The organism is Natronorubrum daqingense, assembly GCF_001971705.1.
In the GTDB taxonomy this organism is placed as follows: Archaea; Halobacteriota; Halobacteria; order Halobacteriales; family Natrialbaceae; genus Natronorubrum; species Natronorubrum daqingense.
The window spans coordinates 1820509-1834535 of the sequence record NZ_CP019327.1 but is presented as its reverse complement, the minus strand read 5'-3'; the positions used below and the strand labels follow the sequence as shown (position 1 = coordinate 1834535).

Below are 14027 nucleotides of genomic sequence, written 5' to 3'. Positions count from 1 at the left end.
CAAGAATGTCCTACGACGTACGCACTCGGCTGTCGGAACTCCGCCGGGAGTTTCACCGCCACCCCGAACCCGGGTGGCGGGAGTTTCGGACGACCGATCGAATCGTCGCGGAACTCGAGCGAATTGGCGTCGACGAGGTCGCCGTCGGTCGGGAGTGTCTCGCGAGCGACGCGCGGATGGCCGTTCCCGATGAGGAAGAGATCGAGCCGTGGCTCGAGCGAGCCCGCGAAGCCGGCGTTCGAGACGACATCCTCGAGTTGACGGCCGACGGACACACGGGCGTCGTCGCGGTCCTCGAGTGCGGCGAGGGCCCCTCGGTCGGCCTTCGGGTCGACATGGACGCAACGGCAATCGAGGAGTCGACGGAGGCCGGTCACCGACCCGCGGACGAAGGATTTCGGTCAGAACACGACGGCTACATGCACGCCTGCGGGCACGACGCCCACATCTCGATGGGGTTGGGAACGCTCGAGGCGGTCCGGGACAGCGACTTCTCGGGAACGTTCACGGTGTTCTTCCAGCCCGCCGAAGAGATTTCAGGAGGTGGCAAGGCGATGGCCGAAGGCGGCTATCTCGAGGGGGTCGACGACCTCTTCGCCGTCCACCTCGGCCTGGGCCAGCCGACGGGAACCGTCGTCGCCGGCGTCGAAAAACCCCTAGCCATGGCTCACATCACCGCCACGTTCGAGGGGGCGAGCGCCCACGCCGGCACGGCCCCGAACGAAGGGGCGAACGCCATGCAGGCGCTCGCGACGGCGATTCAAAACGGCTACGCGATTCCTCGTCACAACGACGGCATGACGCGCGTGAACTTCGGCTCCGTCGAAGGCGGCACCGCGAGCAACGTCATCGCCGAGGAGATTACCCTCGAGGGCGAAGTTCGCGGCGAGACGACGGCCCTGATGGAGTACACGCGAACCGAACTCGAGCGCGTCTGCTACGCCGCCGCGGAGATGCACGACTGTGACGTGACCCCGCGCGTGATCAGCGAGTCGCCGAGCGTCGACAGCGACCCCGAACTTCGCGACCTCGTCGGTTCCGTCGCGCGACGAACCGACGGCGTTACTCGGGTCGTCGATACCGCAGAACTTGGTGCGAGCGAGGACGCGACGTACCTGATGGAGCGCGTCCAGGAGTCGGGCGGCCTCGCGACCTACGTTCTCGTCGGCACCGACCACCCGACGAATCACCAGACGCCGACGTTCGATATCGACGAGGCGAGTCTCGAAATCGGCGTTTCGGTGCTTACGGAGGCCGTCCTCGAGTGCGAACGCCGACGGTCGTGAGTCGATCCGCGAGCACTGCTCACCGGAGTGACGGGCGAATGACTCGCCGTAGCTCGGGATATGTGGATTGAAACACATGTTCAGTAGATCAGAAACGTTAATTCGCGCGATACCCGTGTGTCCTGTATGAGCCAGGATGACGTGCCGGCGTCACTGCAGACGGCAGCCGATGCGGATCGACCGCGCGGGATTCTCACACCGTCCGATCGTGACTTTCTTCTCGGACGGAAGACGGACTACACCGATCACTCGAAAAAGCAAAAACGAAACCGCATTCGTCGGCGCGTTCGCAACGCGGTCCTCGATTTCAGTATCCTCTTCGAGTACCTCGAGGAACGGGATCGACAGACCGTCTTCGACCCTGACGACGACGAGCGAGACGCCTACACGCAGGGGATTACGGATATGCTCGCCTTCCTCCATCTGGGGACGATGGGCTATCACACGCCCTTTAAAGACATGCTCTCGGAGGGTGTCGGGCAGGCCGAACAGCGACTGGCCGGGTCGAACTACCGGATGGTCAACGTCGAGTTCAACGTCGAACCGGTCGGCCAGATCGACGTCGACGAAGTGGTCGACAAACTCGAGAACGAGGAGTTCGCCCAGCTCACCGACGAGGAACTCCGCGCGTTCGTCAGGCTGCTAACGATGTCCGAGGAGTTCTCGCCCGAGTCGGCCCGCGAGCAGATCAAAAATCGCGTCGACGAGTACACTACCCAGGTCAGCGAGAGCGCCGACGCTCGCGACGGGAAACTCGAGGAACTCACGAACTGAATCGCATGGGCGAGACGAACCCGTTTTCGGAAAGTCCCAATCCGCCACGAGTACAGCCGATGAAATCGTAAAGACGGCACGTCCCCCTCCACTTTTTGGTATTCGGTCGCTTCTTTCCTGCCAGCGAATAGACTGTCCAGTTATTTCTATCACCAGGTCGATGTCAGTGGCGGATTTGAATAAACGACATCTGTGTATGTCGGTTACAAAAAGAAAATATTTATGCGGGAGACTCACGTTTGCTTCGGTATGCCATCACGCAGCATGGTTGCTGTTGACCGTGATCAGGGCAGCTACCGAGTGAACTGGGGCGTACTCGAGGGGGGAACGTGTCATGAGCAGTGAAGAACGGGGTGCGGTTGGCCGGTTCGTCGACGAACTCGATCCCGTCGTCTTCGTCTTCGGAGCGTTACTGTCGGTGGGGGTGATCGTCGCGTTTTTCATCGATCAGGACGCCGTCGCGAGCGCGATCGATGCCGCGGAAAACGAGATGCTCAGCTACCTGAGTTGGGCACTGTTGGTGATCGTCTTCTTGATCGTGTTGTTCTTACTGTTCTTGATCGTCGGTCCGTGGGGGAAGATCAAACTCGGAGACGACGACCCCGAGTACAGCTTCCTTTCGTTTTTCGCGATGTTGTACTCGGCCGGCTTCGCCGCCGGCGTCGTCTTCTGGGGGCCGACTGAAGGACTGTTCTACTACGACGATCCGAACCCGCTGTTCGGTGCTGAAAGCGGCTCGGCCGAAGCGATTCCGCTCGCGATTCAGCAGACACTGTTCCACTGGGCGCTGCCCCAGCTCGCGGTGTTTACGATCATGGGCATCGCGATCGGGTACTTCGCGTACAACTACGATACGGTCCCGTTGCGGGTCTCCTCGGCGCTCACGCCGATCCTCGGCAAGGAGAACCTCGACGGGCCGGCGGCGAAGGTGATCGACATTTTGGCCGTCTTCGCGACGATCGGTGGCGTCGCGACTTCGCTCGGCTTCATCGGGAGCCAGTTCGTCAGCGGGCTGGATTACCAGTGGGGGATCAGCATGGGCGATACCGGCATCTTGCTCGTGGTCACGACCATGACCATCCTCTTTACGATCTCGATGGTGCTCGGGATCGACAAGGGGATTCGCCGGCTGTCGAACTTCAACATGATCCTGTTCGTCGCGTTAATGCTCGTCACGTTTATCGTCGGCCCGACGATGTTCCTCCTCTTGCTCGGCTCGCAAGCCATGGGCGGGATGATCGGCGATTTCGTCTCGATGAGCCTCTACACTGGAGCCGGAACCGGAGAGGGTGGGACCGGATGGGTCGAAGAATGGACGGTCTTCTACTGGGCGTGGGCACTCTCGTGGTCGCCGTTCGCCGGCCTGTTCATCGCCCGTATTTCGAAGGGCCGAACCGTTCGTGAGGTCGCGTTTACGGGAATAGTCGCCACGTCCGCGGCGACTATCCCGTGGTTCACGTTCGTCGGCGGCACCGCCGTCTGGGCCCAGCACAACGGTATCGCCGACTTCGGTGAGGTGCTGGCAGGTGAGGCAGGCGCGGAGGTGTCCGGTTTCATCTTATTCGACGCGCTTTCGTTCTCGGTCGCCGGCATAACCATTCCGATCGGGTCGGCGCTGATCATCGGCTTCCTGATCCTGGTCACGTCGTTCTTCGTCACCTCCGCCGACTCCTCCACGCTCGCCGTGTCGATGATGACCACCGGCGGCAAGGCGTCTCCGTCGACGATCAACCGCCTCTTCTGGGGCGTCGTCCTCGGATTAACCGCCGCGATCCTCATGATTCTCGGCGGTGACGAAGGAGCCGGCGCACTCGAGCAAGCGGTGGTCATCACGGGCGCGCCGTTCGCGTTCGTCTGTCTGCTCGCGCTGTTCGCGCTCGTCCACGACTTCAGCAGTACAAAGGGCCGGGTCCTGCTCCAGGAGAAAACGGTGCTCTTTGGCTCGAGTTCCGCTCGAACGGATGACGATGACGAGCCGACGCCGGCAGCGGAACCGGGAGACGACGACTAACGGTCGACCTCGCTGCGGTATTCGATTTTCGTATTCGTGCGTCGGTTTTCGTGTTTTGACTTCCCTCGAGGAGTGTGGCCCCGAGCGGGGGCGAAGCTCACCGAGTCGCCGACTATCGTGCCCACCTATAACAACATTTAATGGATGACGTACACATATTCTGTGTATGGATAGGGATACTGCGGAACCGGACGTGGGTGCCTTCCCCGGCCCTAACGCCCGCGAATGGGTCGCCTACCACGGGGAACACGCCGCACCCAGCGAGTACTCCCACGAGTTCGTCTGGGACGTGACTCGCGAGGCAGACGGCCCGTTCGTCACCGATGTCGACGGAAACGTCTTGCTCGATTTCACCTGTCATATCGGCGCGGCACCCCTCGGCTACAACAACCCGAAAGTCACCGAGAAACTCCGCGAGTTCGACCTCGTCGAGCCGATGAAAATCGCCGGCCAGGACATGTACTTCGGTGCCGGCCCGACACCCGAGGAGTCGTCGGTTCCGGGTTCGAGTCACTTGATGGAAAAGCTGATCGAGGTCTCGAGTCAGTACGGTATGGACACGGTCTTCCTCTCGAACTCCGGCGCGGAGTCGATGGAGAACGCGATGAAAGTCACCCACGACTACCGGGCACCGGCGAAGTACGGCGTCGCGTTCGAGGGCAGTTTCCACGGTCGAACGCTCGGCACGCTTTCGATCACCAAATCCAAGGAGGTCTACACGCGTCACTATCCCGAGATCAGCGGCATCGAGACGATCCCCTTCTGTGCCGACCGCGCGTGCGACGCCGGAAGCTGTGACTGTGGCTTCTTCGCGGGCGGCTCACAACTCCGGAACTCGCTTTCGCCCGAAGGCGGCCACATCAACCCCGACGAAATCGCGTTTCTCACCCTCGAGCCGATTCAGGGCGTCGGCGGTTATCGCTTCCCGAGCGAGACGTTCATGCAGGAAATCGCGGACGTGACCGACGAGTACGACATCCCGCTCGTCGTCGACGAGATCCAATCCGGCGTCGGCCGGACGGGCGAAATCTGGGCGTCGGATCACTATCCCATCGAACCGGACGTCATCGCGAGCGCGAAGGCCTTACGCGTCGGTGCGACCATCTCGCGCTCGGAACTCTTCCCCAGCGAGAAGAACCGGCTGGGGTCGACCTTCGGCGGCGGCGACCTCCTCGGCTCGATGATGGGCGCGTTCACGCTCGAGGCCATCGAGGAGTACGACCTGCTCGAAAACGCCACCACGCGGGGCGAACACGCGAAGGAGTTGCTCCGGGACGACTCGCCCGACTACGTCGAAGACGTGCGCGGCAAGGGCCTCATGCTCGCCGTCGAGTTCGACTCGCCCGGGCGACGAGACGCCGTCGTCCAGGAGTCGCTCGAGCGCGGCCTCCTGACGCTTGGCTGTGGCAAACAGACGATTCGTCTCTTACCGCCGCTGGACTCGAGCGAACGCGAGATCGAGTTGGGTATCGGGATCTTCCTCGAGGCGGTCGAAGCGGCCGGGGCGAGCGCGAAGGCAGCCTGAGGAGGGCGCGACCCCGTTCAATTTTCTTCGAGCGGGTGGGGACTGCTTCGCCGCGATTTGGCTCGCGTCGGTATACTCGCGAGAGATGACACTCGAACGAAGCGTGGAATTATTATCCATTGACTGTTTTCTGTTGATATGAATCGGCGGAAATTGATGGTCCTCGCGTGCGTGCTGGGCGTCGTTCTCCTCGCAGGCTGTTTCGGGCCCTCGGAGGGTGAGCTGGACGGCGACATGTCCGAAGACGAGTTCGACGCCTTCATCGAGGACCGCGAGGCGGCCGAACAGGAACTCGAGACGCACACGATGAGCATGGAGATGGACATCTCGGTGGACGACGGACCGAGTACCGGTATGAGTGTCGACGGTGCCATCAACGATACGGCGACGGAAGGCTGGGCCGAGTACGACATGACTGGCACCACTGGCCCCGGTCAGCCCTCGAATTTCGAGGCGTACTTCGACGACGTGTTCGTGTACACGGACACCGGCGACGACGAGTGGGAACGCCTCCGACTCGACGACCTCGAGGACGACAACACGGAGGAGTTCTGGGACGTGAACGAGACGACGGCGACCGAGGAGCACTACTACTACGGCGACGTCTCCGTCGAGGACGACGGCGACACGATTTCCGTCACCACCGAACTCGACGGCGACGAGATGGAAGCCGCACTGGGGGAATCAGGCGAGGACGTCTCGAGCCTCCAGGGCTGGGGCAGCGCCTCGTTCGAGGACGTGACGATCGAGGAGGAAATCGACGCGGAGACGAATCTGCCCCTCACCGTCGACATGGAAGGCGAGATCAGCGAGGGTGACGACACCGCGACGTTCTCGATGCAAAGCGAGTACGACGACCACGACGAAGACGTCGACGCGGAGATTCCGGACGACGTCCGAGACAACGCGGAGGATGCGAGTGGTATTCACCATCCGATGACGTGAACTACCCGATCACGTGAATTCAGTCCCGCTGTGGGTAGTGTGTTCGTCGATCGATCCGTGTCGGTAACTCGAGGGTGCGTGTGGTCTCACCGTGGCTCCTCGAGTGTTCTGGGTGTGAATTTCTCCATCGTTCGATGCAAATCGAGCACACGACGCTCGAGTCGCAGTGTGGTGTCTCACGCATTCGTCAACGTGCCAGACTTCACGACGGCGATGAAGAAGGCGAAACTAGCCCCGGCGATCAGTGCAACGCTCCCAAGCGCGACGTTGTCCAAAAGGACGAAGCCAGCGACTCCGAGAGAGAGGAGAATCACCAGTAGCGTCCAATCTACCCAGGAAACGTTCCCCTCCCGATAATCCGACTGGAAGATTGCCCGTTCCATAGTATCTCTGACACGCTCCACTTTCATATATCATCTCCACACACTCCAGAATATTTTCGTCGAAACGTTCTCCACCAGGGGGAGTGAGTGCTCGAGGTAGCTACTCCAACGAGTGCTCGAGTACCGACACGCCATCTGTCCCGTCTAGTTCATCGAGTACGCCTTCCAGATGCGCTTTCCCGCTGCCCTCGAGCCCCAGCGTCATGGGAACCCGATTCGGCTCATCGCTGGGTCCGCGACGGGCGCGCTCGAGCACGTCGAGTTCGGCCCCCTCGGATTCGACGGTCTCGACCACGCGACCGACGGTGGTCGGCCAGCCCGAAACGGCCACTCGCGCGTCGACGTAGCGCTCGAGTTCGTGCAGTCCCGTTCGGGTCAATTCGGCGTGTTCGGTGAGATTTACGTTGCCCCCCGAGACGATTATACCGACGTGTTCGCCCTCGAGATCCAGTCCGGCCGACTCCGAGAGTGCGGCCGCCAGCGGGGCCGCACCAGCGCTTTCGACGACCGTCTTGGCCCGCTCGGCCAACAGGGTGACGGCGGTTGTAATCTCGCGGTCGCTGACGCTCACCACGTCGTCGACGACCTCGCGTGCGTTCGCGAATGTGGTCTCGAGCAGTCGGGTGTCCGCGATGCCTTCCGCGACGGTGTCTACGCCCTCGAGTTCGTGGATTGCGTCGTTCTCGAGCGACGGTTTCGCGTGGAAGGCCCCCTCGGGTTGGACCCCGACAACTCGGATATCGGGGTCGTGAGCCTTCAACACGGTGCCGATTCCCGAGATGAGCCCGCCACCACCGATCGCGACGAGGACAGTGTCGATCTCGGCGTACTGCTCGAGCAACTCGAGGCCGATCGTGCCCTGACCCGCGATGATGGCCTCGTCGTCGAAGGGGTGGACGAACGTCTCGTCCGTCTCGTCGGCTCGCTCGAGGGCGTACTCGTAGGATCGTTCGTAGATGTTGCCCTCGACGACGACCTCGGCCCCGTAGCCCCGAGTCGCTTCGATTTTGGCGGCGGGGGTGACTTCCGGCACGACGATGGTGGTCTCGATATCGAGCAACTGGCCGGCCAGCGCGACACCCTGTGCGTGGTTGCCCGCACTCGAGGAGATGACGCCGACCTCGCGCTCCGCGGACGGAAGCTGTGCCATCCGGTTGTACGCGCCGCGGATCTTGAACGACCCCGTTCGCTGGACGTTCTCGAGTTTGAGCCCGACGGAGGCGGCTCCGCTCAGCTCGGCGAACGTGCGCGACGTGTCGAGGGGCGTTCGATGAACCACGTCGTCGATTCGCTCGCGTGCAGCCTCGACGTCCGCAACGGTGACACGGTGGTCGCTCATCGCTCGTCCTCTCGTTCGCTCCTGTTTCGTTCGCTCTTGTCTCGTTCGTTGCCATTTCGCTCGTTCCCCGCTGGCTCGTTCTGCTCTCGTCCGCCTTCCGTCTCGTCGACCTGCGGAACCGGGTGCCTCCGCTCGAGTTCCCGGATCGACTCGACGAGCACGTCGACTCCGTGTGCGAGACTCGCCTCGTCGACGTCGAACGTGGGCGTGTGGTGGCTCGTCGGGTGGTCGGTGCCGACGATCAGGTACGTCGCGAGTCCGCCCTCGCGCTGGACGCGCTCCATCAGGAAGGTCGCGTCCTCGCTCGCGCCGAAGTCCGCGGCGGGAACGACGGACTCGGTTCCGGGCACGTCGGTTGCAACCTCGCTGAGGAGGGCCTGTAACTCGGAGTCGCTGTCGGCTCGAGGCGATTCGCTGACGACCTCGACGTCTGCTCGACAGCCGTGCATCGTCGCCGCGGACTCGACAGCGCGCTCGAGGCGGTCCTTCATGTACTCCATGAGTTCGGTGGTCTCGCCGCGCGCCTCGGCTTCCACGTGCGCTCGTTCGGCGATGACGTTGCTCGCGGAGCCGGCTTCCGCGTAGCCGACGTTAACTCGAGTCATGCCGTCGCGGTGGCGCGGAATGCCGTAGGCGTTCTCGATCGCCGTCCCCATCGCGTGCATCGCGTTGTCGCCCTCGTTGGGCTCCTTGCCAGCGTGCGCGGAGGTGCCGTGGATCGTCGCGTCGACGTGACACATCGCGAGTGGTTTCTCGATTCCGGCGACGACTTCGCCAGTCGGGTGATCCAATCCGACGTGGACGGCGAGCAGGTAATCCAAATCGTCCGCGTACTCGCTTTTCGCCATCGGACAGCCGCCACCGCTCACTTCCTCTGCGGGCTGGAAGAAGACGACCAGCCGTCCCGAAAAGCCGCTCTCCGCGATGGCCTCGAGAACGGCGAGCCCCCAGGTCATGTGGACGTCGTGGCCACAGGCATGCATCGTGCCCTCAATTTCTGAGCGAAAGCCCTCGGCGACCGGCTCGTGGTCCTCGCTGATCGATTCCTCGATGAACAGCCCGTCGATGTCGACGCGCAGTCCGATCGCTGGTCCCTCGCCGCGCTCGAGGACGGCGACGGCACCCGTGTTGCCGCCGGCCATCGACTCGAGCAGGGTGGGGTCCGCGCCGCGCTCGCGAGCCCCCTCGAGCCACGGCTCGAGGTCGCCGTCGGGGACGGCCATTCGATCGGCGGGGTCGTATGCGTCCGGGCCGACTGCCAACTCGTCGACGCCGATGGATCGGATCTCCTCGACGAGTCGGGCGGTCGTTTCGAACTCTCGCCACGCGGGTTCCGGGTGGCGGTGAAAACGTCGTCGAAGGGACACGAGGCGGTCCCGTATCGGCTCGGTCATGTCAGTAACTGACGTGTCCGACGACCTTAATTGTACACAATCAGTGTTAACGGTGGCTACACAAAAGGGATAAGATAGTCGATGACAACCGTAGGGTATAGATGCGTTGCACCGGCGATAACCCAGTGTAACGCGCGAACGCACCATGAGCACGAACCCAGATATCGTCGTTCTCCGAGAGGGGACGGAAGGACTGTCGATGGAATCGTACGCCGAAACCCTCCGGGAGCGATTGCCCGATCACACCGTCGCACTCGCCCGAACGCCCGCGGAGGAACGCGAACTCGTCACGCAGGCGCGAATCGTCACCGGCATCTCGATCGACGAATCGCTCCTCGAGTCCGCCGAACGACTCGAGGTGTTCGCGTGTATCTTCGCCGGGACGGATCACCTCCCGATGGACGCGCTCGCGGACCACGGCGTCACCGTCACGAACGCGGGCGGCATCCACGCCCCCGGCATCGCCGAGCAGTCGATCGCCAACATGCTCGTCTTCGCGCGCAACCTCCACGAGGGCTGGCGACGCAAGCAATACAACGAGTGGCGTCACTTCCAGTCGCGGGAGTTCACCGACAGCACGGTCACCGTCGTCGGCCTCGGCTCGATCGGCCAGGAGATCGTGACGCGACTCGAGGGTTTCGGCGTCGAAACCGTCGGCATTCGCTACACGCCGGAGAAAGGCGGCCCGACCGACGAGGTGCTCGGATTCGAAGAGGCTGATATTCACGAGGCCTTCTCGCGCAGCGAGTACGTTGTCCTCGCGTGCCCGCTCAACGACCTGACGCGGAACCTCGTCGACGCGGAGGCGCTGGCGACGCTGCCGACCGACGCGGTGCTCATCAACGCCGCCCGCGGCGGGATCGTCGACACCGACGCGCTCCTCTCGGCGCTGCAGGTAAACGGCATCCGCGGCGCGGCCCTCGACGTCACCGACCCCGAACCGCTTCCGAACGACCACGAACTCTGGGACCTCGAGAACTGCCTCATCACGCCCCACACGGGTGGCCACACGCCCAAACACTGGGACCGACTCGCCGATATCGTCGCCCACAACGTCGACGCGCTCGAAGCGGCGGACGGAAGTGCCCTCGAGAACGTCGTTTACCAACCCGATCCCTGATAATGGCCACGGACAACTCGCCGACCACGACCGACCACAGCGATCAGGCGGAGACGCCCTCGGAGACCGACCTCGGCCCGCCGTCGGATCCGCGAGACGAAGACCCTTCGGCGGACGCTCGAGCAGAGTACGACTACGTCGCCGGCGACGTCGACCGGCCGGCGCTCGTCTCGGCGCTTCGCGAACGTATCGACGGCGAAGTCAGGTTCGACGAGCAGACGCGACGACTGTACGCGACCGACGCCAGCGCCTACGAGCTGACGCCCATCGGGGTCGTCCTCCCGCGCTCGAGCGACGACGTCTCGAGCGTCGTCAGTTACTGTGCGGAACACGAGATTCCCGTCCTGCCACGCGGTGGCGGCACCAGCCTCGCCGGACAGGCCGTGAACGAGGCCGTCGTCCTCGATTTCACGACCCACATGGGAGAGTTGCACAGCGTCGACCCCGACGCCCGTCGAGCGACGGCCCAGGCCGGCGCGGTGCTCGAAAACCTCAACGACGAACTCGCTCCGCACGACCTGAAGTTCGCGCCGGACCCCGCCGCGGGCAATCGGAGCACGATCGGCGGCGCGATCGGCAATAACTCGACGGGCGCACACTCCCTGCAGTACGGCAAGACCGACGCCTACGTCGAGGCGTGTGAGGTCGTCCTCGCCGACGGCTCGATCGAACGCTTCGGCGAGCTCACCGTCGCCGAACTCCGCGAACGGGCCGACCCGGACGGGGAGTTGCTCGAGCGAATCTACGAGTCGCTCCGGCGAGTGGTCGACGAGGAGGCGGAGTCGATTCAGGCGGTGTTCCCACAGCTCAAACGGAACGTCTCGGGGTACAACCTCGATCGACTCGTCGCGGAGGCCTACGGCGAGCCCAGCGCGTTCGACGAGAACGCCGACAACGAGATCGAACTCGACGCCGACGCCAGCCCGGATCCCGACGCGACCGTCAATCTCGCACGGGTGTTCGCGGGCAGCGAGGGAACGCTCGGCGTCGTCACGGAAGCGACCGTCTCGCTCGAGGCGGTGCCCGAAACTACGTCGGTCGCCTTGTTGACCTACCACGACTTGCTCGAGGCGATGGCCGACGTGGACACGATCGTCAGAACGCACGATCCGGCAGCCATAGAGGCCATCGACGACGTGTTGATCGAACTCGCGGAAAACACCGAGGAGTTCGCCCCCGTCGCCGAACAACTACCCGCGGGGACCGAGACGGCGTTGCTCGTCGAATTCTACGCTGACAGTGACGACGACGGGCGCGAACAGGTCGCGGACCTACTGGCCGACCGACTACCCGACGAGGACGTGCCGGATCCGACGGCCGACGCCGAGGACGCGGACGAGGAGGGAAACGTCACCGCATCCGGGACCGAGGGCGATCCGGTTCGGGCGTTCGACGCCCTCGAGGCCCACGACGAGGCCGGGAAGGCCGAACTCTGGAAACTCCGCAAGAGTGCGGCACCGATCCTCCTCTCGAGAACCTCGGACGCGAAGCACATCTCGTTCATCGAGGACACGGCCGTGCCGACCGAGAACCTCGCGGACTACGTGGCGGACTTCCAAGAGGTCCTCGAGGAGTACGACACGTTCGCCAGCTTCTACGCCCACGCGGGGCCGGGGTGTATGCACATGCGCCCGCTCGTCGACACGAAGTCCGAGGCGGGACTCGAGGAGTTCGAGGCCCTCTCGGACGCCGTCACCGACCTCGTCGTCGAGTACGGCGGCAGCGTTTCGGGCGAACACGGCGACGGCCGCGCCCGCACCCAGTGGAACCACAAACTCTACGGCGACGACGTCTGGGAGCTCTTCCGAGAGCTCAAGACGGCGTTCGACCCCGACTGGCTCCTGAACCCGGGCAACGTTTGCGGCGACCACGCTATGACCGAACACCTGCGGTTCGATCCCGACTACACCTTCGACTCGGGGCTCGAGCCGGCGCTGAACTGGGAGAACGAGAACGGCTTCCAGGGCATGGTCGAACTCTGTCACGGCTGTGCCGGCTGTCGCGGCGACCAGGAGACGACCGGCGGCGTGATGTGTCCGACCTACCGCGCGGCAGAAGAGGAGAGCCTGAGCACCCGCGGCCGGGCGAACATGCTCCGGGGCGCGATGAGCGGCGAACTGGACACCGACGCTACCGACGAGGAGTTCCTGAGCGAGGTGATGGACCTCTGTATCGGCTGCAAGGGCTGCGCTCGAGACTGTCCCAGCGAGGTCGACATGGCGAAGCTCAAAGCCGAAGTCGAGCACGCCGCCCACCAGCGAGACGGGGCGAGCCTCCGTGCGCGAGTGTTCGCGAACATCGACCGGCTGAACGCGCTCGGCTCCGCGCTCGCGCCGCTGTCGAACTGGGCGGCGTCGCTTCCCGGATCGGGAATCCTCGCCGAGAAGACGCTCGGAATCGCCCGCGAGCGCGACCTTCCGACGTTCGCCGGCGAGAGCTTCGAGGACTGGTTCGAGAAGCGAGGCGGCTCCCGAATCCCACTCGAGGACGCCGACCGTAAGGTCCTGCTCTTCCCCGACACGTACACGAACTACAACCACCCGCGAGCCGGGAAGGCGACCGTGCAGGTCCTCGAGACCGCGGGCGTTCACGTTCGGATACCTGAGAACGTGACCTCGACGGGCCGACCCGCCCACTCGAAGGGCTTTCTCGACGTCTCTCGAGAGCGTGCCCGGACGAACGTCGAGGCCCTCGCGCCCGAACTCGCGGACGGCTGGGAGGTCGTCCTCGTCGAGCCCTCCGACGCCGTCATGTTCCAGTCGGACTACCTCGACCTCCTTTCGGGCCCTGACGTGGAACGCCTCGCCGCGAACACCTACGGCGCGCTCGAGTACCTCGAGCGATTCGATCTGGCGAGTGGGCTGCCGACCGCTGATCCCGACGACCTCGACGAACGACTCACCTACCACGGCCACTGCCACCAGAAGGCGACGAAGAACGACGGCCACGCGGCCAGCGTGCTCGAGACCGTCGGCTACGAAGTCGACGCGCTCGATTCGGGCTGCTGTGGCATGGCAGGCTCCTTTGGCTACGAGGCCGAACACTACTCGTTGAGTCAGGCTATCGGCGAAATCCTCTTCGATCAGGTGGACTCGAGCGACGGCGAGACGGTCGTCGCACCGGGTGCCTCCTGTCGGTCGCAATTAGCGGAATACGACGGTTGTAACGACCCGCCGCATCCGATCGAGAAGGTGGCCGCGGCCCTGTCAGCGTAACGACGGCCGCTGTCGACCGTCGGCCAGTCCGATCG

The 14027-nt window shown here is 63.8% G+C and carries 10 protein-coding genes; 7 read left to right on the top strand and 3 right to left on the bottom strand.

Annotated elements, in window-relative coordinates; all coding sequences use genetic code 11:
• Nucleotides 1-5: 5 nt before the first annotated feature.
• From BB347_RS08960 to BB347_RS08940, 5 genes are all read left to right on the top strand, one after another.
• Complete coding sequence (locus BB347_RS08960) at nt 6-1286, top strand: amidohydrolase (RefSeq protein ID WP_076580701.1); 1281 nt, start codon at nt 6-8, stop codon at nt 1284-1286.
• Nucleotides 1287-1412: 126 nt separating this feature from the next.
• Entirely contained in the window at nt 1413-2060 is a 648-nt protein-coding gene (locus BB347_RS08955; RefSeq protein WP_076580698.1) for a hypothetical protein, read from the top strand.
• A 334-nt stretch (nt 2061-2394) separates the two neighbouring features.
• Nucleotides 2395-4071, top strand: coding sequence for a BCCT family transporter (locus BB347_RS08950; RefSeq protein WP_076580696.1), 1677 nt, complete (start codon nt 2395-2397; stop codon nt 4069-4071).
• Between the two features lie 166 nt (nt 4072-4237).
• On the top strand, nt 4238-5596 hold the full coding sequence (locus tag BB347_RS08945; RefSeq protein WP_076580694.1) for an aminotransferase class III-fold pyridoxal phosphate-dependent enzyme: 1359 nt from the start codon (nt 4238-4240) through the stop codon (nt 5594-5596).
• 138 nt (nt 5597-5734) lie between these two features.
• On the top strand, nt 5735-6541 hold the full coding sequence (locus BB347_RS08940) for a DUF6612 family protein (protein ID WP_139326998.1): 807 nt from the start codon (nt 5735-5737) through the stop codon (nt 6539-6541).
• Nucleotides 6542-6717: 176 nt separating this feature from the next.
• Here BB347_RS08940 and BB347_RS08935 read toward each other — a convergent pair whose 3' ends face one another.
• The 3 genes from BB347_RS08935 to BB347_RS08925 form a co-directional block, all read right to left on the bottom strand.
• Nucleotides 6718-6924 (bottom strand): hypothetical protein, encoded by a 207-nt coding sequence (locus BB347_RS08935; RefSeq protein WP_139326997.1) that lies wholly within the window; start codon nt 6922-6924, stop codon nt 6718-6720.
• A 100-nt stretch (nt 6925-7024) separates the two neighbouring features.
• Entirely contained in the window at nt 7025-8263 is a 1239-nt protein-coding gene (locus BB347_RS08930; protein ID WP_076580686.1) for a threonine ammonia-lyase, read from the bottom strand.
• On the bottom strand, nt 8260-9657 hold the full coding sequence (locus BB347_RS08925; RefSeq protein WP_083687732.1) for an amidohydrolase: 1398 nt from the start codon (nt 9655-9657) through the stop codon (nt 8260-8262). The genes BB347_RS08930 and BB347_RS08925 overlap by 4 nt, the downstream gene beginning before the upstream one ends.
• A 145-nt stretch (nt 9658-9802) precedes the next feature.
• On the opposite strand from BB347_RS08925, the gene BB347_RS08920 reads away from it, so the two are divergent.
• Together BB347_RS08920 and BB347_RS08915 are read left to right on the top strand one after the other, a co-directional pair.
• Nucleotides 9803-10777, top strand: a complete 975-nt coding sequence (locus BB347_RS08920; RefSeq protein WP_076580684.1) for a D-2-hydroxyacid dehydrogenase — start codon at nt 9803-9805, stop codon at nt 10775-10777.
• 2 nt (nt 10778-10779) lie between these two features.
• Nucleotides 10780-13992 (top strand): FAD-binding and (Fe-S)-binding domain-containing protein, encoded by a 3213-nt coding sequence (locus BB347_RS08915; protein WP_076580683.1) that lies wholly within the window; start codon nt 10780-10782, stop codon nt 13990-13992.
• Nucleotides 13993-14027 lie beyond the last annotated feature (35 nt).

Excerpts from the sequence above, each read along its gene's own strand:
- BB347_RS08930 (WP_076580686.1), bottom strand. The coding sequence starts at position 8,263 with ATGAGCGACCACCGTGTCACCGTTGCGGACGTCGAGGCTGCACGCGAG.
- BB347_RS08950 (WP_076580696.1), top strand. The coding sequence starts at position 2,395 with ATGAGCAGTGAAGAACGGGGTGCGGTTGGCCGGTTCGTCGACGAACTC.
- BB347_RS08945 (WP_076580694.1), top strand. The coding sequence starts at position 4,238 with ATGGATAGGGATACTGCGGAACCGGACGTGGGTGCCTTCCCCGGCCCT.
- BB347_RS08955 (WP_076580698.1), top strand. The coding sequence starts at position 1,413 with ATGAGCCAGGATGACGTGCCGGCGTCACTGCAGACGGCAGCCGATGCG.
- BB347_RS08940 (WP_139326998.1), top strand. The coding sequence starts at position 5,735 with ATGAATCGGCGGAAATTGATGGTCCTCGCGTGCGTGCTGGGCGTCGTT.
- BB347_RS08925 (WP_083687732.1), bottom strand. The coding sequence starts at position 9,657 with ATGACCGAGCCGATACGGGACCGCCTCGTGTCCCTTCGACGACGTTTT.
- BB347_RS08960 (WP_076580701.1), top strand. The coding sequence starts at position 6 with ATGTCCTACGACGTACGCACTCGGCTGTCGGAACTCCGCCGGGAGTTT.
- BB347_RS08920 (WP_076580684.1), top strand. The coding sequence starts at position 9,803 with ATGAGCACGAACCCAGATATCGTCGTTCTCCGAGAGGGGACGGAAGGA.
- BB347_RS08915 (WP_076580683.1), top strand. The coding sequence starts at position 10,780 with ATGGCCACGGACAACTCGCCGACCACGACCGACCACAGCGATCAGGCG.
- BB347_RS08935 (WP_139326997.1), bottom strand. The coding sequence starts at position 6,924 with ATGGAACGGGCAATCTTCCAGTCGGATTATCGGGAGGGGAACGTTTCC.